General features: G+C 74.6%; 18 protein-coding genes and 1 riboswitch. Of the genes, 8 read left to right on the top strand and 10 right to left on the bottom strand.

The features are described from left to right. Positions 1-10: 10 nt before the first annotated feature. Both ABEB07_RS34020 and ABEB07_RS34015 read left to right on the top strand, forming a co-directional pair. Entirely contained in the window at positions 11-640 is a 630-nt protein-coding gene (locus ABEB07_RS34020; RefSeq protein ID WP_164589865.1) for a TetR/AcrR family transcriptional regulator, read from the top strand. Positions 641-1094: 454 nt separating this feature from the next. Next, on the top strand, positions 1095-2603 hold the full coding sequence (locus ABEB07_RS34015) for a phytoene desaturase family protein (protein WP_345671895.1): 1509 nt from the start codon (positions 1095-1097) through the stop codon (positions 2601-2603). Between the two features lie 40 nt (positions 2604-2643). On the opposite strand, the gene ABEB07_RS34010 is transcribed toward ABEB07_RS34015, so the two are convergent. The 6 genes from ABEB07_RS34010 to ABEB07_RS33985 all read right to left on the bottom strand — a co-directional run bounded on the left by ABEB07_RS34010 (position 2644) and on the right by ABEB07_RS33985 (position 8263). Then, entirely contained in the window at positions 2644-3669 is a 1026-nt protein-coding gene (locus ABEB07_RS34010) for a hypothetical protein (RefSeq protein WP_345671894.1), read from the bottom strand. A 56-nt stretch (positions 3670-3725) separates the two neighbouring features. Then, positions 3726-4649: a methylenetetrahydrofolate reductase [NAD(P)H] gene (metF, locus tag ABEB07_RS34005; RefSeq protein WP_345671892.1), complete on the bottom strand. Its 924-nt coding sequence runs from the start codon at positions 4647-4649 to the stop codon at positions 3726-3728. 185 nt (positions 4650-4834) lie between these two features. Next, on the bottom strand, positions 4835-5503 hold the full coding sequence (gene thiE, locus ABEB07_RS34000) for a thiamine phosphate synthase (protein WP_164583250.1): 669 nt from the start codon (positions 5501-5503) through the stop codon (positions 4835-4837). Positions 5504-6171: 668 nt separating this feature from the next. Then, complete coding sequence (locus tag ABEB07_RS33995) at positions 6172-6537, bottom strand: helix-turn-helix domain-containing protein (RefSeq protein WP_164586772.1); 366 nt, start codon at positions 6535-6537, stop codon at positions 6172-6174. Positions 6538-6616: 79 nt separating this feature from the next. Further along, positions 6617-7846, bottom strand: coding sequence for an NAD(P)/FAD-dependent oxidoreductase (locus ABEB07_RS33990; protein ID WP_176148619.1), 1230 nt, complete (start codon positions 7844-7846; stop codon positions 6617-6619). 66 nt (positions 7847-7912) lie between these two features. After that, positions 7913-8263 carry a hypothetical protein gene (locus tag ABEB07_RS33985; protein WP_345671890.1) on the bottom strand — a complete coding sequence of 117 codons (351 nt, stop codon included), beginning with the start codon at positions 8261-8263 and terminating at the stop codon, positions 7913-7915. 35 nt (positions 8264-8298) lie between these two features. Next, a riboswitch (TPP riboswitch) is annotated at positions 8299-8410 on the top strand. Between ABEB07_RS33985 and thiO the strand changes: the two genes are divergently transcribed. The 5 genes from thiO to ABEB07_RS33960 all read left to right on the top strand — a co-directional run bounded on the left by thiO (position 8408) and on the right by ABEB07_RS33960 (position 13759). Then, a complete protein-coding gene (gene thiO / locus ABEB07_RS33980; protein ID WP_345671889.1) occupies positions 8408-9574 on the top strand; it encodes a glycine oxidase ThiO in 1167 nt (388 codons plus the stop codon). (Overlaps the previous riboswitch by 3 nt.) Further along, positions 9571-9771 carry a sulfur carrier protein ThiS gene (gene thiS, locus ABEB07_RS33975; RefSeq protein WP_164586329.1) on the top strand — a complete coding sequence of 67 codons (201 nt, stop codon included), beginning with the start codon at positions 9571-9573 and terminating at the stop codon, positions 9769-9771. Before thiO ends, thiS begins: the two co-directional genes overlap by 4 nt. A gap of 3 nt (positions 9772-9774) precedes the next feature. Beyond that, entirely contained in the window at positions 9775-10569 is a 795-nt protein-coding gene (locus ABEB07_RS33970) for a thiazole synthase (protein ID WP_345671888.1), read from the top strand. A 251-nt stretch (positions 10570-10820) separates the two neighbouring features. Continuing rightward, a complete protein-coding gene (gene pknB, locus ABEB07_RS33965; RefSeq protein ID WP_345671887.1) occupies positions 10821-12761 on the top strand; it encodes a Stk1 family PASTA domain-containing Ser/Thr kinase in 1941 nt (646 codons plus the stop codon). 71 nt (positions 12762-12832) lie between these two features. Beyond that, a complete protein-coding gene (locus tag ABEB07_RS33960; protein WP_345671885.1) occupies positions 12833-13759 on the top strand; it encodes a deoxyribonuclease IV in 927 nt (308 codons plus the stop codon). A 45-nt stretch (positions 13760-13804) separates the two neighbouring features. Here ABEB07_RS33960 and ABEB07_RS33955 read toward each other — a convergent pair whose 3' ends face one another. After that, entirely contained in the window at positions 13805-14473 is a 669-nt protein-coding gene (locus tag ABEB07_RS33955; RefSeq protein WP_345671884.1) for a sulfite oxidase-like oxidoreductase, read from the bottom strand. A 154-nt stretch (positions 14474-14627) separates the two neighbouring features. Between ABEB07_RS33955 and bfr the strand changes: the two genes are divergently transcribed. Next, positions 14628-15146 (top strand): bacterioferritin, encoded by a 519-nt coding sequence (bfr, locus tag ABEB07_RS33950; protein WP_176148622.1) that lies wholly within the window; start codon positions 14628-14630, stop codon positions 15144-15146. A 40-nt stretch (positions 15147-15186) separates the two neighbouring features. On the opposite strand, the gene ABEB07_RS33945 is transcribed toward bfr, so the two are convergent. The 3 genes from ABEB07_RS33945 to ABEB07_RS33935 all read right to left on the bottom strand — a co-directional run. Continuing rightward, a complete protein-coding gene (locus ABEB07_RS33945) occupies positions 15187-15453 on the bottom strand; it encodes a (2Fe-2S)-binding protein (RefSeq protein WP_176148623.1) in 267 nt (88 codons plus the stop codon). 158 nt (positions 15454-15611) lie between these two features. After that, entirely contained in the window at positions 15612-16964 is a 1353-nt protein-coding gene (locus tag ABEB07_RS33940; RefSeq protein ID WP_164581661.1) for a class II 3-deoxy-7-phosphoheptulonate synthase, read from the bottom strand. A gap of 93 nt (positions 16965-17057) precedes the next feature. Then, positions 17058-18313 (bottom strand): glycoside hydrolase domain-containing protein (locus ABEB07_RS33935; RefSeq protein ID WP_345671879.1); only part of this gene is annotated, 1256 nt, incomplete at its 5' end.

The following is an 18313-nucleotide window of genomic DNA, read 5'->3' as shown; positions in this document are numbered from 1 at the left end:
AATCAAGGCCATGGAACGCAGCAGCACCACGCCGGGCGGCCGTGCCCGCCGGGAGGCCACCCGGCAGAAGCTCTACGAGGCGGCCGTCACGCTCATCGCCGAGCAGGGCTTCTCCGCGACCACGGTGGACGAGATCGCCGAGCGCGCCGGGGTGGCCAAGGGCACGGTCTACTACAACTTCGCGAGCAAGTCGGTCCTCTTCGAGGAGCTGCTGCGGCACGGCGTGGGGCTGCTCACCGCGTCCCTCAGGGAGGCCGCCGAGGACACCGAGCGGGCGGGCGGCAGCCGGGTCGACGCGCTGGACGCGATGGTCCGGGCGGGCCTCGTCTTCATCGACCGCTACCCCGCCTTCACCCAGCTGTACGTGGCCGAGCTGTGGCGCACCAACCGGGCCTGGCAGTCCACCCTCATGGTGGTCAGGCGGGAGGCGGTCGCGGTGGTGGAGGGCGTCCTGCGCGAAGGCGTGGCGCAGGGCGAGTTCAGCGACGAGATCGACGTGCCGCTGACCGCCGCCGCGCTGGTGGGGATGGTGCTGGTGGCCGCCCTCGACTGGAAGTCCTTCCAGCCCGAACGCTCCCTGGACGACGTCCACGCGGCGCTCTCCCGGCTGCTCCAGGGCCGGGTGAGCGGCGCCCGCTGACCGCCCCGCCGATCCAGGGCCGCTCCGGACCGTCGGGGGCGCGTGGGGGCGTGCGGGCGCGCACGAGAGCGCCGGTGCGCCGTGGCCCACGTTCCCCCGCCGGCCACGGCGCACCGGCGCTCCGGTCCCGCCCCCGTTCCCCCGTCGGGCCCCCGTCGGTCATCCGGGTTCCCCCGTGCCTCGCTTCCGCCGACGCCGGCCGGCGGAAGGAGCGGTCCAGGGCGGCGCGGCTCCGCCGCCCCGTGTCGGCGGTACCGGCGCCGTGCCCCTTCCCGTGCCTCCACTCTTCCGTCCGGAGGGGCCGCTCCCCATCCGCGCGGGTACTCATCTGTGCGCCTAGGTACGGGTACTCAGCACCGCGCGCCGCGCCCCGGACGACGCGCCGCCGAGAGGGAACGTGCTGGTCACGGCCCCGTGGCGGGCGTTGTCGGTGGTGGTCGGTAAAGTCCCCGGCATGGCACGGATTGCGGTGATCGGCGCCGGGACGGGCGCGATGGCTGCCGCCGCCCGGCTGGCCGTCGCGGGCCACCGGGTGACGGTGTACGAGCGTACGGAGACGTACGGCGGCGGGGTGCGCCGCTTCGAGCGGGACGGCTTCGCCTTCGACACCGGCCCCGGGCTGCTCCCGCTGCCCGCGGTCTACCGCGACCTGTTCGTCAAGACCGGCAAGGAGCCGCTGGAGGACCGCGTCGAGCTGGTCCAGGTCGACCCCTCGGCCCGGCACGTCTTCGCGGACGGCGCCGGGGTGTCCCTGCCGAACGCGTCCCGCGCGGGCGTCGTCACGGCCCTGGACGAGGCGCTCGGGGCGGGCGCCGGGCAGCGCTGGGGCGACTTCCTGGTGCGGGCGCGCGAGGCCTGGGACCGCACCCGCCGGCCGCTCCTGGAGGAGCCGCTGTGGCCCGACTGGCCGGTGCTGGCCGAGCGGGAGCCCTATCCGTCGGTGCCGCACAAGCGCCTGCTGCGCACCCGGCGGGCGACCACGCTCGCCGAGGTCGGCGCCTGGGAGCTGCGCGACGCCCGCCTCGCCGCTCTGCTGGAGAGCCACGCGCTGGCGTACGGCCTCGATCCGCGCACGGCGCCGGCGAGCGCGGCCGTACTGCCCTACCTGGAGCACGCCTTCGGCACCTGGTACGTGCGGGGCGGCCTGCGCGAGCTGGCCCGCGCGGTGTACGAGCGGTGCGTGGCGCGCAGGGTGGAGTTCGTCTTCGGGGCCGAGGCCCGGCGGATCGTCGTCGAGGACGGCCGGGCGGCGGGCGTGGAGTTCGCCGACGGGACGGCGGTGGCGGCGGAGTTCGTGGTGGCCGGCGTCCCGCCGCGGACGCTGGACCGGCTGGCCGGGGCCGCGGTGCGGCCGGCGGACGGGGTGCCGGCCCGGCGCGGGCTGCCGAGCCGGCTGACCGTGCTGCTGGCGCTGCGCGGCGGCCGCCCGGCGGGCACGGCGCACCGGACCGTGGTGCACACGCCGGATCGCGAGGCCGAGTTGGACGCGCTGTTCGGCCTCTCCCCCGCGCCGCCCGCGCGGCCGACGGTCGCCGTGACGCGGCCCGGCGACCCGGCGCTGGTCCCGGACCCGGAGCACGAGGCCGTGACGCTCACGGCCACGGTCCCGGCGGACGGCGCCGGGCCGATCGCGGGCGACGCCCTGGAGGCGCAGGCCGACCGCATGGTCACGGCGGCCGAACGGGCCGTGCCGAGGCTGCGGGAGCGGATCCTGTGGCGCGAGCTGCGCGGCCCGGCCGACGTGGAGCGGGAGACCGGGGCGGCGGGCGGCGCGGTGCCCGCGCCGGCGCTGGCCGCGGCCGGGGGGCGGCTGCTGCACCCGGCCAACTCCACGCCGGTGGCCGGGCTGTTCACCGTGGGCGGCTGGTCGCATCCCGGCGGCGGGCTGGCGCACGCCGGGATGTCGGGCGCGCTGGTGGCCGGACTGATCGTGGAGGGCCCGGAGTTCCGCGGCTCCCGGTGAGCCGGGCCCGGCGGCGCGCCGCCGGGTCCGGAAACCGGGTTCAGAAGCGGTACTGCTCGTCGAAGCCCGGCGTGTGCGGGCTCTGCTGGTGGCCGTCGCCCTGGTACGGGTAGGGCTGCTGCTCGGGCGGGAGCGCGCCGCCGTGCGGGTCCTCGCCGCGCTGCTGCGGCACCCACACCCCGGCGGCCGGGGTGTCCCCGCCGTAGCCGCCGGTCGTGTACGGCGGCTGGGCGCCGTCCTGGCCGTAGGCGCCGTCGTAGGAGGCGCCGCCGTAGCCGGACTGGTCGCCGAGGTAGGGGTCGGGGTAGCCGTTGTAGCCCTGGCCGGCGCCGTCGTAGCCGTAGCCCTGCTGCCCGTAGCCGGAGTAGTCGTAGCCGTAACCCTGGTCGGGGCCCTGGGTGGTGGCGTACTGGTCCTGGGCGGGCTGGGCGGCGTAGACGCCGTAGGAACCGGTGTCGTCGGGCAGGGGCTGGGGTGCGTAGACGGCGGTGGCCGCGTCGGCCGCGGCCGGGAGGGGGCGGGCGGGGGCGAACACGTCGTCGCGGTCGTAGTCGTCGTCGTGCCCGTACGCCGGGACGTCGTGGCCGGGCAGGGCCTCGGCGCCGTCCGGCCGGTCGGTGGCGCCCAGTTGCTCCGTGGCGCTCAGCTGGTCCATGGCGGTCGTCGGGTCCGCGCCGGCCGCACGGGGCGCGCCGTCGCCGGTGTCGTGGTCGCCGTCGGCCGGTTCGAAGCCGGCGCTCTGCGGGGCGTCGCCCTTCTTCCCGCGCTCGGCCCGGCCCCGGCGGCGCTTGGTGCTCTCCGCGCCCGGATCCGGCCGGCTGACCGCCCAGCCGGCGGCGAAGCCGCGGCGGAAGGACAGCGTCACGAACGTCTGCCCCACCGCGAACGCGGCCGTGCCCAGGGCGATGACCAGGACCGAGGGCAGCAGCACGCCGACCACGACGCACAGGAAGCCGGCGAAGGCGAGCAGCCGCCAGCGCAGCCGCGCCTTGTACTGCAGCAGCACCTCGCCGAGCAGCCACAGCGCGACGCCGCCGAACGCGATGTAGAGGACCGTCCAGCCCATGTACGCCCCTCTCCCAATGGCCGCTCCGCAGTGTGTCGTACGCGGAGACGGCCGGTCTAGGCCCGCGGGGGGTGGTGCAGGCCCAGGTTCTCGTAGATTTCCAGGGTCGCCGTGGAGTTGTTGAGCGTGATGAAGTGCAGTCCGGGCACTCCTTCGGCCAGCAGCCGCGCGCAGAACTCGGTGGCGAACTCGATTCCCATGGAGCGTACCGCCGCCGGATCGTCCTTCGCCGCGAGGATCCGCTCTTTCAGGGCGTCGGGGATGACGGCGTTGCTGAGCTGGGGCAGTCGTTCCAGCATCTTGACGCTGGTGACCGGCATGATCTCGGGGATGACCGGGGTCGCGCAGCCGGCGGCGGTGACGCGGTCGCGCAGCCGGAGGTAGGACTCCGGCTGGAAGAACATCTGGGTGATGGCGTAGTCGGCGCCCGCGCGGCACTTGTCGACGAAGCGGGCGACGTCGGCGTCCCAGTCGGCCGAGCGCGGGTGCATCTCCGGGAACGCCGCGACGCCGACGCAGAAGTCGCCCGACTCCTTGATGAGCCGGACGAGTTCGGCGGCGTAGGTCAGCCCGCGCGGGTGCGGGACCCAGTCGCCCATGGGGTCGCCGGGCGGGTCGCCGCGCACCGCGAGCATGTTGCGGATCCCGGCGTCGGCGTACTGGCCGATGATGTTGCGCAGCTCGGCGATCGAGTGGTTGACCGCGGTGAGGTGGGCGACCGGGGTGAGGGTGGAGTCGGCCGCGATCTGCTGGGTGGCCCGGACGGTGCCCGAGCGGGTGGAGCCGCCGGCGCCGTAGGTCACCGAGACGAAGTCGGGGGCGACCGCCTCGACCCTGCGCAGCGCGTTCCAGAGGTTGCGCTCGCCCTTCTCCGTCTTGGGCGCCCAGAACTCGAACGAGAACGTGCTCTTGCCTGCGGCGAGCATGTCGCGCACGGTGCGTGCGCGGTCAGTCCTGGTGGATGCGGTTCCGAGGGCCATACCCGCAGGCTATCCACAGGGCGACGGTCCCCCAACCGAGCGCCGGAAATTTGACCGAATTGCACCTTTGTTGTCCACCCCTCGGACACCGCGGTCCGCGGCGGGGCGTCCGGAGTCGCCCGCCGTCCACGGACCGAGACGCCGCCGGGCTCCGTCACGGCCGGAAACCCGCGCCGGGCGCGGGGCTAGCGCGCCGCCCTCAGCCGCTCGGCGAACGCGGCCGCGGCCGCGCCGGGGTCGTCGGCCTCGGTGATCGCCCGGACCACGACGACGCGCCGGGCGCCGGCCGCCAGGACCTCGTCGAGGTTGTCCAGGTCGATGCCGCCGATGGCGAACCAGGGGCGGTCGGCGCCGAGGGCGGCGGTGTACCGGACGAGGTCGAGGCCGGGGGCGTGGCGGCCCGGCTTGGTGGGGGTGGGCCAGCAGGGGCCGGTGCAGAAGTAGTCCACGCCGTCCTGGACGGCCGCCGCGGCGGCCTCCGGCTCGGCGTGCGTGGAGCGGCCGATCAGGACGTCGTCGCCGAGGATCGCGCGGGCGGCGGGCACGGGCAGGTCGCCCTGGCCGAGGTGGAGCACGTCGGCGCGGGCGGCGTGGGCGACGTCGGCGCGGTCGTTGACCGCGAGCAGCTTGCCGTGACGGGCGCAGGCGTCGGCGAACACCTCCAGGTGCTCCAGCTCCTCCCCCGCCTCCATGCCCTTGTCCCGCAGCTGCACGATGTCAACCCCGCCGGCCAGCACCGCGTCGAGGAACTCGGCCAGGTCGCCGCGGTCCCTGCGGGCGTCCGTGCACAGGTACACCCGGGCGTCGGCGAGCCGCTCCCGGGCGGCGGAGGCGCCGATGGCGGCGTCGGACATACGTGGGTCCCCCTCGTTGGTCTCGTGTGCCGGCGCGCGGCCGCGAGGTGCGGTGCGTCGGCGCGGTGCGCCGCGTCGACGGGCGCGGCGCGCTGCCGCGGCGCGGGCCGTAGGGTCGCGGCGCGCACCCGTCGCCGTCCGGTACGGCACGGCGGCGCCCACAGCCTACGCGGGCCGCCGGCGCCGCCGTCACCGGTCCACGGCCCGGAGCGCGCCGCACTCGCCGACCCTCGGCCCGCGAGACACCATGGCCACCGGCCCGAGAGGGCGTCACCACCGACCCGCGGGGCGTCGCGCCCGCCGGCCCTCGGGGCGGCGCGCCCGCCGGCCCTCGGGGCCTGCGGCCACCGGCCTGCGGGACCTCGTGGCAACCGGTCTGCGGGGACGTCGTGGCACCTGGTCTGCGGTGATGTCGCCGCCGGTCCATGAGGGCGTCGCCGCCGGGCCGCCGAGGGAGTGTCGTAGCCGCCGGTCCCCAGGGCCCCGTGGCCACCGGCCCGCAGGGGCGCCGATCCTCAGGGCCCCGTGGCCACCGGCCTGCAGGGCCCCGTGGGCACCGGCCTGCGGGGCCCCGTCGCCAGCGGCCCGCAGAGGCCGTGGACGGCGCGCGGACCAAGGGGTGGTCGGGGGCCGGCTTCGCGGCCGGCCCCCGGCACGGCGGCGGGGCGTCAGACGGCCAGGGCCTGGGCTCGGCGCTTCACCTCCGTGCCGCGGTTCTCGCTGAGGGCCTGCGCGGGGGTGCCGGGCAGGCTCGGGTCGGGGGTGAAGAGCCACTCGATCATCTCTTCGGCCGTGAAGCCGTCGTCCCGCAGCAGGGTCAGGGTCCCCACCAGGCCCTTGACGACCTTGTCGCCGTCGATGAAGGCGGCAGGCACGTGCAGGGCCCGGTTCTCCCCTCGGCGTACGGCGATGAGCTGGCCCTCCTTGACCAGCTGCCGCACCCGTGTCACCTCGATATCGAACATTTCGGCGATATCGGGCAGGGTGAGCCAGGCGGGGACGAGAGCATCAATCTTGGCGTCAATCTCGGTCACGGAACCAAGCGTGCCATCTGCCACCGACAGTCGGAAGTCAGCCCCACCCGCCTGGGCGGACGGCCGGCGCCCCGGCGCCCTACGCGGCCGCCGTCTTCAGCGGTCGGGCCGGGTCCGCGAGCAGCTCCGGGTCCATCTCCGTACCGGCCTCGACGAGCCGCCGGCCCTGCGCCAGATCGCGCGGTCGGCCGACCGCCAGCAGAGCGACCAGCCGCCGCCCGCGCAGCCAGCACACGCTCCACGCCGGACCGGTCGCGTCGCCGCGCCACAGCAGCGTGTCGGCGGCCGTGTGGTGCCCGGCGTACTGCACGAAGCGGCCGAACTGCTCGGACCAGAAGTACGGCACCGGGTCGTAGGGAGCGGGGGCCTCGCCGACCACGTTGGCGGCGACCGTGCGCGGCCCCTGGAGCGCGTTGTCCCAGTGGTGGACCAGCAGCCGCTCGCCGTAGCGGCCGGAGGGGAAGGAGGCGCAGTCGCCGACCGCGTACACGTCGGGCAGGCCGGTGCGCAGGTGGTCGTCGGCGAGGATCTCACCGTGCTCGCCCAGCCCGATGCCGGAGGCGGCCAGCCAGGCGGTCGCCGGGCGCGCCCCGATGCCGACGACGACCGCGCCCGCCGGCAGCCGCGAGCCGTCGTCGAGCACCACCGCGCCGGGCTCGACGCGCGCCACCCGCGCGCGGGTGCGCAGCTCGGCGCCGCTGTCGGCGTACCAGGCGGCCATCGGCGCGGCGACCTCGGCGGGCAGCACCTCCGCCAGCGGCCGGTCGGCCGCCTCCACCACCGTCACGGCGCAGCCGGCCTCGCGCGCCGCGGTGGCGAACTCCGCGCCGATCCAGCCGGCCCCGACGACCACCACGTCGTGCCGCGCGGCGAGCACCGGCCGCAGGCGCGCGGCGTCGTCCAGGGTGCGCAGCAGGTGGACGCCGGGCACGCCCTCGGAGCCCGGGAGGCGAATCGGTTCGGCACCGGTGGCGAGGACGAGGACGTCGTAGGGCACCGGCCCGGCGGAGGTGTCGAGGACGTGCTCCTCGGGGCGGACGGCCAGCGCCTCGCAGCCGAGCCGCAGTTCGAGGCCGAGCGCCTCGAAGTCGACGTCGAAGGCGGAGTCCTCGGCCTTGCCGAGCAGGACGGCCTTGGACAGCGGCGGCCGGTCGTAGGGCTGGTGCGGCTCGGCGCCGATCAGCACCACCGAGCCGGTGAAGCCCTGCTCGCGCAGGGCGACCGCGGTCTGCACGCCGGCCATGCCCGCGCCCACGACGACCACGCGCCGCGGCTGTGCCGTGCCCTGTTCCCGCGTCTGCTCGCTCACCTGATCACCATAGCCACCTGACGGGCCGTCAGTGAGCGGCGTGCGCGGTGACCTCTCGCACAACGGCTACCGCCGGACCTCTTCCACCACGCTCGTGCCGCTGCCCGGCTGCGACTCCCACTCCCAGTTCTCCGCCAACCGCAGCCGCCCGTCGGCCAGTTCGGTCACCGTCGAGACGCAGTGCCCGCTGGAGGTGGTGCCGTCATGCTTGAGCTGGACGTACCGGAAGTCGAGCCGGTCGCCCTCTCTGGTACCCACCAGATGGCCGCGTACGACATCGCCGCCGGCGTACTCGGCCCAGATCCGCCCGTCCTCCTCGTGGTACGCGAAGCGGGTCCGCGTGCCCACCTGGCCGGGGGCCTGGTCGGCGACGGGGGCGAGGATCAGACCGTCCAGTGAACCCGGTGAACGCGACATGCGAAAAGCTCCCTCCCAAGTGGCGCTGCTAGGCTATAAGCACTCGCGGGAGCCCGGACGCACCGGGCTGAGAGGGAGGCTGGCGGCCTCCGACCGTACGAACCTGATCCGGGTCATGCCGGCGAAGGGAGGGGCTGGAAGCCCATGTCATCGACGCACACGTCGGACGTCCTCGTCCTCGGCGGCGGGATCATCGGCCTGGTGACGGCCTGGCGCGCGGCGCAGCGCGGACTGGCCACCGCCGTGGTGGACCCCGAGCCGGGCGGCGGCGCCGCGCAGGTGGCGGCCGGGATGCTGGCCGCGGTCACCGAACTCCACTACGGCGAGCAGACGCTGCTCGGACTCAACCTGGCCTCCGCGCGCCGCTATCCGGACTTCGCCGCCGAACTGACCGAGGCGACCGGACACGACCTCGGCTACCGCCGGTGCGGCACCCTCGCGGTGGCGCTGGACGCCGACGACCGGGCCCATCTGCGCGAACTGCACGCGCTGCAGCGGCGGTCGGGCCTGGAGTCGGAGTGGCTGTCGGGGCGGGAGTGCCGGAAGCTGGAGCCGATGCTCGCGCCGGGGGTGCGCGGCGGGCTGCGGGTGGACGGCGACCACCAGATCGACCCGCGGCGGCTGGCCGCGGCGCTGGTGACCGCCTGCGAGCGGGCCGGCGTGGTCTTCCACCGCGCCTGGGCCGAGCGGCTCACCGTCGAGCGGGACCGGGCCGCCGGCTGCGTCCTCGCCGACGGCACGGCGCTCGGCGCCCCGCAGGTGGTGCTGGCCGCCGGCAGCCTCAGCGGACGCCTGGCCGGAGTGCCGGACGAGGTGCTGCCGCCGGTGCGGCCGGTCAAGGGCCAGGTGCTGCGGCTGACGGTGCCCGCGCGGTACGCGCCGTTCCTGAGCCGCACGGTGCGGGCCGTGGTGCGCGGCGGCCACCTGTACCTGGTGCCGCGGCTCAGCGGCGAGCTGGTCGTCGGGGCCACCAGCGAGGAGCTGGGCTGGGACACGACGGTGACCGCCGGCGGCGTGTACGAGCTGCTGCGCGACGCGCACGAGCTGGTGCCCGGCATCACCGAGCTGCCGCTGACCGAGACCCGGGCCGGACTGCGCCCCGGCTCCCCGGACAACGCGCCGCTGCTCGGCCCGACCGCGCTGCCCGGACTGCTGCTGGCCACCGGCCACCACCGCAACGGGGTGCTGCTCACCCCGGTCACCGGCGACGTCCTGGCGCACGTCCTGACCACCGGCCAACTGCCCGACGAGGCCCGCCCCTTCACCCCGCGGCGTTTTCGCGCCGCCGTCCGCACGGAGCAGCCCGTATGAACATCTCCGTCAACGGCGAGTCCCGCAGCGTGGCGTCCGGCACGGCGCTGGACGCCGTCGTGCGGGAGCTGACCGCGGCGCCCTCCGGGGTGGCCGCCGCCCTCAACGAGACCGTCGTCCCGCGCGCCCGCTGGTCCGCCACGGTGCTGGCCGAGGGCGACCGCGTCGAAGTGCTGACCGCCGTCCAGGGAGGCTGAACCATGGCCGACGACCTTCTCGTCCTCGGCGGTACGTCCCTCACGTCCCGCCTGATCATGGGCACCGGCGGCGCGCCGAGCCTCGATGTGCTGGAGCGGGCCCTGGTGGCCTCCGGCACCGAGCTGACCACAGTGGCGATGCGCCGGGTCGACGCGTCGGTGCACGGCTCGGTGCTGTCGATGCTGCGCGAGCTGGGCATCGCGGTGCTGCCGAACACGGCGGGCTGCTTCACCGCGGGCGAGGCCGTGCTCACGGCGCGTCTGGCGCGCGAGGCGCTGGGCACCGATCTGGTGAAGCTGGAGGTCATCGCCGACGAGCGGACCCTGCTGCCGGACCCGATCGAGCTGCTGGACGCCGCGGAGACGCTGGTGGACGACGGCTTCACGGTGCTGCCGTACACCAACGACGACCCGGTGCTGGCCCGGAAGCTGGAGGACGCGGGCTGTGCGGCGATCATGCCGCTGGGCTCGCCGATCGGCTCCGGGCTCGGCATCCGCAACCCGCACAACTTCCAGCTGATCGTGGAGCACGCGCGCGTGCCGGTGATCCTGGACGCGGGCGCGGGCACCGCCTCGGACGTGGCGCTGGCGATGGAGCTGGGCTGCGCGGGTGTGATGCTCGCCTCGGCGGTGACCCGGGCGCAGGAGCCGGTGCTGATGGCCGAGGCGATGCGGCACGCGGTGACGGCGGGCCGGCTGGCCCGGCTGGCCGGGCGCATCCCCCGGCGCCACTTCGCCGAGGCGTCCTCGCCCACCGAGGGCCTGGCCGCCCTGGACCCGGAGCGCCCGGCGTTCTAGCCCGGCGGGACTCCGGCGCTCCAGGACTCCGGCGCTCCAGGACTCCGGCGCTCCAGGACTCCGGCGCTCCGGTGCTCCGGCGCTCCGGCGCTCCGGCCCTGTCGGGCGCCGGCACTGCGGCGCTCGGGGGCGCTCGGGGGCGCGGGCGGGTGGCCGCGGGGGGCGTGGGAAGCGTCACAGGACGGCTTCAGTCCCGTCCCGGGCGGCGTCCGGGAGGCGTGCGCGTCCGTGGCGGCTCGTAGACTCGCTGCGTGGATACGACCCTTCAGGACCCTCTCGTCGGGCAGGTGCTCGACGGCCGCTACCGCGTCGACGCGCGGATCGCCGCCGGCGGGATGGCCACGGTCTACCGGGCCCTGGACACCCGTCTGGACCGGGTCCTCGCCCTCAAGGTGATGCACCCCGCGCTCGCCACGGACGTCTCGTTCGTGGAGCGGTTCATCCGGGAGGCCAAGTCGGTCGCCCGCCTCGACCACCCCAACGTCGTTCAGGTGTTCGACCAGGGGGCCCAGGGGTCGTACGTCTACCTGGCGATGGAGTACGTCGCCGGCTGCACCCTGCGGGACGTGCTGCGCGAGCGCGGAGCGCTCCAGCCGCGGGCCGCGCTGGACATCCTGGAGCCGGTGCTCGCCGCGCTGGGCGCCGCCCACCGCGCGGGCTTCGTGCACCGCGACATGAAGCCGGAGAACGTCCTGATAGGGGACGACGGCCGGGTCAAGGTCGCCGACTTCGGGCTGGTGCGCTCCGTGGACACCGTGACGAGCACCACCGGCGCCGTCCTCGGCACCGTCTCCTACCTCGCCCCGGAGCAGATCGAGACCGGCACCGCCGACCCCCGGGTCGACGTGTACGCGTGCGGTGTCGTCCTCTACGAGATGCTGACCGGCGGCAAGCCGCACCAGGGCGACACCCCCGCCCAGGTGCTCTACCGGCACCTGCACGAGGACGTGCCGCCCCCGTCGGCCGCCGTGCCGGGCCTGTCGCCGGCGCTGGACGAGCTGGTCGCCGCCGCCACCGCCCGCGCCCCGCAGACGCGCCCGCACGACGCCGTGGCCCTGCTGGCCCGGGCCCGGGAGGCCCGCGCGGCGCTGAGCGCCGACCAGCTCGACGCACTGCCCCCGCGGGCCCGCACCGAGGAGCACGACAACGCCGAGGACCGTACGAGCGTGATCCCGCGCGCGCTGACGGTGCCCCGCCCGCTGCCCGTGAACGGCGACCCGGCGGACGAGGCCGCCCTGCACCGCACCAGCCGCCTGGAGACGCCCCCGCCCCCGGGCCCCGCGCCGCGGCGGTCCGGCGCCCGGCGGTCCCGGCGCGGGCTGCTCACGCTCGTCGCCGCCGTGCTGCTGGTCCTCGGCGTCGGCGGCGGCGTCTGGTACATCAACTCCGGCCAGTTCACCCAGGTGCCGCCGGTGCTCGGCAAGACCGAGGAGCAGGCCAGAACACGGCTCGACGGGGCCGGTCTCAAGGTCAAGGGCGTCGAGCACGCCTACAGCGACACGGTCCGGCGCGGCACGGTCATCAGCACCGATCCGAAGGTCGGCGCCCGGATCCGCAGCCACGACGCGGTGCGGCTCACCCTGTCGGACGGACCGGAGACGGTGCGGGTGCCCGACCTGAAGGGCATGGCGCTGGACAAGGCGCGCGCCCGGCTGAAGAAGGAGGGCCTGGAGCCGGGCATGGTGAGCCGGGAATTCAGCGACGACGTGGACAAGGGCTCCGTGATCTGCACCGAGCCCGGGGCGGGCACCGACCGCCGGGCCGGCTCGGCGATCGCGCTCACGGTCAGCAAGGGCCGTCCGGTGGACGTGCCGGACGTCACCGGCGAGGACCTGGACCAGGCGAGGTCGGACCTGGCGGACGCGGGCCTGAAGGTGAAGGTCGCCGCCGAGCAGGTCACCTCGGAGTACGACGCGGGCCAGGTCGCCCGCCAGTCCCCGGGCGCCGGCGGCAGGGCGGCCGAGGGCGACACGATCACGTTGACCGTGTCCAAGGGCCCGGAGATGGTCGAGGTGCCGGACGTGACGGGCGACAGCGTGGACGACGCCAAGAAGACGCTTGAGGACGCCGGGTTCAAGGTCGACGAGGACCGCGGGCTGCTCGGACTGTTCGGCGACACCGTCAAGAAGCAGTCGGTGGACGGCGGCGACCGGGCCCCGAAGGGCTCCACGATCACCCTCACCATCCGGTGAGGCGCCCCACGAGAGCGGGATCACGGCGGCCCGGGCCCGGCGCCCGCCGGACCCCGTGACACCCTGAACGGGTGAGCACCCAGCAGTCCCCCGCCTCCCCCGTCACACCCACCCCGCCGGCCCCTTCCGTCCCGCCGGGTCGCGCCCGCAACCCGGTGGGCGGCCACGTCCCCGTCGCGGGCGGGCTGAACTCCGTGGGCCTCGCCTACGCCCGTGAGCTGAAGGCCGAGACCGTGCAGGTCTTCGTCGCCAACCCGCGCGGCTGGGCCACGCCCACCGGCGACCCACGCCAGGACGAGGCGTTCCGCGCGGCCTGCGCCGAGGAGTCGATACCGGCGTACGTGCACGCCCCGTACCTGATCAACTTCGGCTCGCACACCGAGGCCACCGCCGAGCGGTCGGTGGAATCGCTGCGGCACTCGCTGCGGCGCGGCCGGGAGATCGGCGCGCTGGGCGTGGTCGTGCACACCGGGAGCGCGACCGGCGGCCGGGACCGGGAGGTGGCCCTCGCGCAGGTACGGGAGCGCCTGCTGCCGCTGCTGGACGAGCTGACCCACGACGACGACCCGTGCCTGCTGCTGGAGTCGACGGCCGGACAGGGCGCCTCGCTGTGCTCGCGCACCTGGGACTTCGGTCCGTACTTCGCGGCGCTGGACGCCCATCCCAAGCTGGGCGTGTGCCTGGACACCTGCCACGCCTTCGCCGCCGGGCACGACCTGACCGGCCCGCACGGCATGCACCAGACCCTCGACCTGCTCGTGGAGACCGTCGGTCCGGGCCGGCTGAAGCTGATCCACGCCAACGACTCCAAGGACGTCTGCGGCGCGCACAAGGACCGGCACGAGAACATCGGCGCCGGGCACATCGGCGAGGACCCGTTCCGCGCGCTGATGACCCACCCGGCCACCGAGGGCGTGCCGCTGGTCATCGAGACGCCCGGCGGCAAGGAGGGCCACGCGGCCGACGTGGAGCGGCTGAAGAAGCTCAGGGACGGCTGAAGCTCAGGGACGGCTGGAAAGCTCAGGGACGGCTGGAGCGGAGTTTCACAGCTCCGGCCCGTCCCCCGGTTCCTCCTGGTAGGAGTAGCGCTGCTCCTTCCAGGGGTCGCCGATGTTGTGGTAGCCGCGCTCCTCCCAGAAGCCTCGCCGGTCGGCGGTCATGTACTCCACGCCGCGCACCCACTTGGGGCCCTTCCAGGCGTACAGGTGCGGGACGACCAGGCGGAGCGGGAAGCCGTGCTCGGCGGTGAGCAGTTCGCCGTCCTTGTGGGTGGCGAAGAGGGCGTCCTCGGCGGTGAAGTCGGCCAGGCGCAGGTTGGAGCTGAAGCCGTACTCCGCCCAGACCATCACATGGGTGACGTCCGGCGCGGGCGGGGCGATGTCCAGGATCGTACGGGCCGGGATGCCGCCCCATTCGGCGCCGAGCATGCTGTACTTCGTGACGCAGTGCAGGTCGGCGACCACGGTGGTGTACGGCAGGGCCGTCAGCTCCTCGTGGGTCCAGCAGTGCTTGGCGCCGTCGGCGGTGGCGCCGAAGACCCGGAACTCCCAGCGCTCGGGCCGGAACTTGGGCACCGGTCCGTAGTGGGTGACCGGCCAGCCGCGCTGGAGTCGCTGGCCCGGCGGCAGCTCCGGCCGCGCCGCCCCCGCCGAAGCCCCCTTCGCCCCTGCTCCAGACGCGTCCCCAGACCCGCGTTCCACCGGCTGACCCATGACTCCATCCTGACAGACCGGACGGGGTGAGCAGGAACGGCCCGGGAACGATTCGGGCATCTATTACTAAGTGTGAACTTACTGGACGACTGTGCGCACCGGTGCAATCATGCGGCGCTATCGGATCGGATCCGCACAGAAGGAGCCCAGCAGGATGCAAGGCGACCCCGAGGTCATCGAACTCCTCAACGAGCAGCTGACCGCCGAGCTGACCGCGATCAACCAGTACTTCCTGCATTCGAAGCTGCAGGACCACAAGGGATGGACGAAACTCGCCAAGTACACCCGCGACGAGTCCTTCGACGAGATGCGGCACGCCGAGCTCCTGACCGACCGCATCCTGCTCCTGGACGGCCTGCCGAACTACCAGCGGCTCTTCCACGTCCAGGTCGGGCAGACGGTGACCGAGATGTTCCGGGCCGACCGGCAGATCGAGGTCGAGGCCATCGACCGGCTGCGCCGGGGCGTGGACGTGATGCGCGACAAGGGCGACATCACCTCGGCCAACATCTTCGAGGCGATCCTCGCGGACGAGGAGCACCACATCGACTACCTGGACACCCAGCTGGAGCTGGTGGACAAGCTGGGCGAGGCGCTGTACCTGGCGACGGTCATCGAGCAGAGCCAGCCGGACCCCTCGGGCCCCGGCACCCACGGCTTCTCGACGCCGTAAGGACCCCCGAAAGGCTTCAGGGCCCCTGCCCCGGCCGGGGCTAGGCGGCGTCGCGCTCGGGGGCGGCGTCCGCCGTCGTCGTCGCGGCGGTGCGCGGCAGTCGCGGGAAGGCCGCGGCGCCGCGGTCGATCAGTTCCCGGCGCGGGCAGGCGCCCCGGCCCAGCAGGGCCTGGATGCGCTTCACGCAGCCGCCGCAGTCGGTGCCGGCCTTGCAGGCGGAGGCGATCTGGCGGGGCGTGCAGGCGCCGTTCTCCGCGTGCTGCTTGACCTGCTGCTCGGTGATGCCGAAGCAACTGCAGACGTACACGCGGCTCACCTCCCGCCGGGTCGGATCAGTGGTGCCGTCCCGAGTTCTCGGTGAGGCATGCCTAACCTTACCCGTCGTGCGAGGGCCGTGAAAGCGGCTGGGGCGCGGACCGTGTGTGATCCGCGCCCCAGATCATCCCGCCGCGGCGGGAGTACCCGTCACTGGTCGCGGTACATCTCCGCGACGAGGAAGGCCAGGTCGAGCGACTGGCTGCGGTTGAGCCGCGGGTCGCAGGCCGTCTCGTAGCGCTGGTGCAGGTCGTCGACGAAGATCTCGTCGCCGCCGCCCACGCACTCGGTGACGTCGTCGCCGGTCAGCTCCACGTGGATGCCGCCCGGGTGGGTGCCGAGCGCCTTGTGCACCTCGAAGAAGCCCTTGACCTCGTCGAGCACGTCGTCGAAGCGGCGGGTCTTGTGGCCGGAGGCCGCCTCGTAGGTGTTGCCGTGCATCGGGTCGGTGATCCAGGCGACGGTCGCGCCCGAGGCGGTGACCTTCTCGACCAGCTCGGGCAGCTTGTCGCGGACCTTGTCGGCGCCCATGCGGACGATGAAGGTCAGCCGGCCCGGCTCGCGGTCCGGGTCCAGGCGCTCGATGTACTGGAGCGCCTCCTCGGCCGTCGTGGACGGGCCGAGCTTGACGCCGATCGGGTTGCGGATCTTCGAGGCGAACTCGATGTGCGCGTGGTCCAGCTGCCGGGTGCGCTCGCCGATCCACACCATGTGCGCCGAGACGTCGTACAGCTGCCCGGTGCGCGAGTCGGTGCGGGTGAGCGCCGACTCGTAGTCCAGCAGCAGCGCCTCGTGCGAGGAGAAGAACTCGACGGTCTTGAACTCCTCCGGGTCGGTGCCGCAGGCCCGCATGAAGTGCAGCGCGTTGTCGATCTCCCGGGCGAGCTGCTCGTAGCGCTGGCCGGAGGGCGAGGACTTCACGAAGTCCTGGTTCCAGGCGTGCACCTGGCGCAGGTCGGCGTAGCCGCCGGTGGTGAAGGCGCGCACCAGGTTCAGCGTGGAGGCGGAGGCGTGGTACATCCGCTTCAGCCGCTCCGGGTCCGGAATGCGGGCCGCCTCGGTGAAGTCGAAGCCGTTGACCGAGTCGCCGCGGTAGGTCGGCAGCGTCACCCCGTCGCGGGTCTCGGTCGGCTTGGAGCGGGGCTTGGAGTACTGGCCGGCGATCCGGCCGACCTTCACCACGGGCACGGAGGCGGCGTACGTCAGCACGGCGCCCATCTGGAGCAGGGTCTTCAGCTTGTTGCGGATGTGGTCGGCGGAGACGGCGTCGAACGCCTCCGCGCAGTCGCCGCCCTGGAGGAGGAACGCCTCTCCCCTGGCGACGGACGCCATCCGGGCGCGCAGCTGGTCGCACTCGCCCGCGAAGACGAGCGGCGGATACGACTCCAGCTCCGCGATCACATCGCGCAGAGCCTCGGCGTCGGGGTACTCGGGCTGCTGCGCCGCGGGCAGGTTTCGCCAGGTGTTGCCAGCGCTCGCGCTGGTCTTAGCGTTCACGGTCACACTTCAAACAGTACGGGGTCCACGGGCCGGTCCCTTCATCTGCTCATCAATTGAGACGCAGGGTGATCACCCGTGGACACTGCGGGCAGGCCGCTACGCCCCGGCGCCCACGTCCAGCAGGTCCCGGTCGAGGTTGACGCGGATGCCGCCGTACGTCTCGGCGCGGTCGCCCGCGTACTGGTGGACGCGCTGGTGGCCGGACCAGAGCGCGGCCGGGAGCGCCGGGTCGGTGAGGGTGGCCTCGTCGTTCCAGTGGGCGAAGTGGATCACGTCGGGCAGGGTCGTCCCGGTGGCGTGGTCGACCAGGTCGGCGACGAGGGAGGAGACGCTGCCGTACGCGCCGGAGCGATAGCCGAGCTCGTGCAGGCGCGCGGTCCACGCCTCCAGGTAGCCGAGCACCCGCGCGGTCACGGCGGCGCCCGGCGTGTACTGCTCCAGGTCGTTGTAGAGCACCGAGCCCGTGCCGAGGCCCAGCGCACCGGCCTGGGCGGCGGCGTCCTCGGCGGCGGCCCTGCCCTGCGGCGCCGGGTCGGTGATGGCCGCGCAGTCGTCCGCGCAGCTGCCGGCCCCGGCGGCGGGCTGCGGGCCGGCGTAGAGCGGCAGGAAGCGCCAGCCGGCCGTGTACTGGGTCCGCACCCACTCCGCGGTCAGGTTGGGCTGGGCGCAGCCTCGGTTGACGCCGCCGATGTAGACGCCGACCGCGCTGTACGGGGAGGCGGCCTTCCAGGCGGTCATGGTGCTCGGGCCGGGCGCCGCGCAGGTGTCGAAGCCCTTGCCCTGGTGGACGGTGGCGTCGGCGGGCAGGGCCCGGGCGGCGGGGGCGGCGGCGGGCGGTTCGGCGCGGGCGGCGGCGACCGGCAGTCCGGCGCTGCGCAGCACCCGCTCGACGGTGGCGCGGTCGGCGCCGTAGGTGGCGGTGACGGCGATGCCGTCGGCGGGCGCGGTGGCCCGGAACTCGTGGGCGACCGGGTTCTCGGTGACGGCGGCCTTGGTCGCGGTGGCCGGCCGCAGCCACAGCGCCTCGGTGCGGCCGGTGACGCGGGCCGGGCAGTCCTGCTGTTCGCCGGGGTCGCCGAGGTAGACGGCGTGCCGGTCGAAGCGGACGCAGGCGGCGGGATCCTCGGTGAGGTCGACGACCGGCCAGCTCGCGGGCACGGTGAAGGTGTGGCCGCGGTAGGAGACGGTCTTGGTGGAGTCGTCGGAGGAAGCGGTGCCGGAGGCAGCGACGCGGGAGGCGGGTCCGGCGGCGGGCGGGGCGGTGCGCGCGAGGGCGGCGGGTGGCGCGGTGCGGGCGAGGGGCGGTCCGGCGGCGGGCGGGGCGGGCCGGACGGGGGACGCGGTGGGCGGGG

This window comes from Streptomyces similanensis (assembly GCF_039543625.1).
Classification (GTDB): domain Bacteria; phylum Actinomycetota; class Actinomycetes; order Streptomycetales; family Streptomycetaceae; genus Streptomyces; species Streptomyces similanensis.
The sequence above is the reverse complement of the archived record's forward strand: the minus strand, read 5'-3'. Positions and strand labels throughout refer to the sequence as shown.

Excerpts from the sequence above, each read along its gene's own strand:
- ABEB07_RS34020 (WP_164589865.1), top strand. The coding sequence starts at position 11 with ATGGAACGCAGCAGCACCACGCCGGGCGGCCGTGCCCGCCGGGAGGCC.
- ABEB07_RS34015 (WP_345671895.1), top strand. The coding sequence starts at position 1,095 with ATGGCACGGATTGCGGTGATCGGCGCCGGGACGGGCGCGATGGCTGCC.
- ABEB07_RS34010 (WP_345671894.1), bottom strand. The coding sequence starts at position 3,669 with ATGGGCTGGACGGTCCTCTACATCGCGTTCGGCGGCGTCGCGCTGTGG.
- metF (WP_345671892.1), bottom strand. The coding sequence starts at position 4,649 with ATGGCCCTCGGAACCGCATCCACCAGGACTGACCGCGCACGCACCGTG.
- thiE (WP_164583250.1), bottom strand. The coding sequence starts at position 5,503 with ATGTCCGACGCCGCCATCGGCGCCTCCGCCGCCCGGGAGCGGCTCGCC.
- ABEB07_RS33985 (WP_345671890.1), bottom strand. The coding sequence starts at position 8,263 with ATGTCGCGTTCACCGGGTTCACTGGACGGTCTGATCCTCGCCCCCGTC.
- thiO (WP_345671889.1), top strand. The coding sequence starts at position 8,408 with ATGTCATCGACGCACACGTCGGACGTCCTCGTCCTCGGCGGCGGGATC.
- thiS (WP_164586329.1), top strand. The coding sequence starts at position 9,571 with ATGAACATCTCCGTCAACGGCGAGTCCCGCAGCGTGGCGTCCGGCACG.
- ABEB07_RS33970 (WP_345671888.1), top strand. The coding sequence starts at position 9,775 with ATGGCCGACGACCTTCTCGTCCTCGGCGGTACGTCCCTCACGTCCCGC.
- ABEB07_RS33955 (WP_345671884.1), bottom strand. The coding sequence starts at position 14,473 with ATGGGTCAGCCGGTGGAACGCGGGTCTGGGGACGCGTCTGGAGCAGGG.
- bfr (WP_176148622.1), top strand. The coding sequence starts at position 14,628 with ATGCAAGGCGACCCCGAGGTCATCGAACTCCTCAACGAGCAGCTGACC.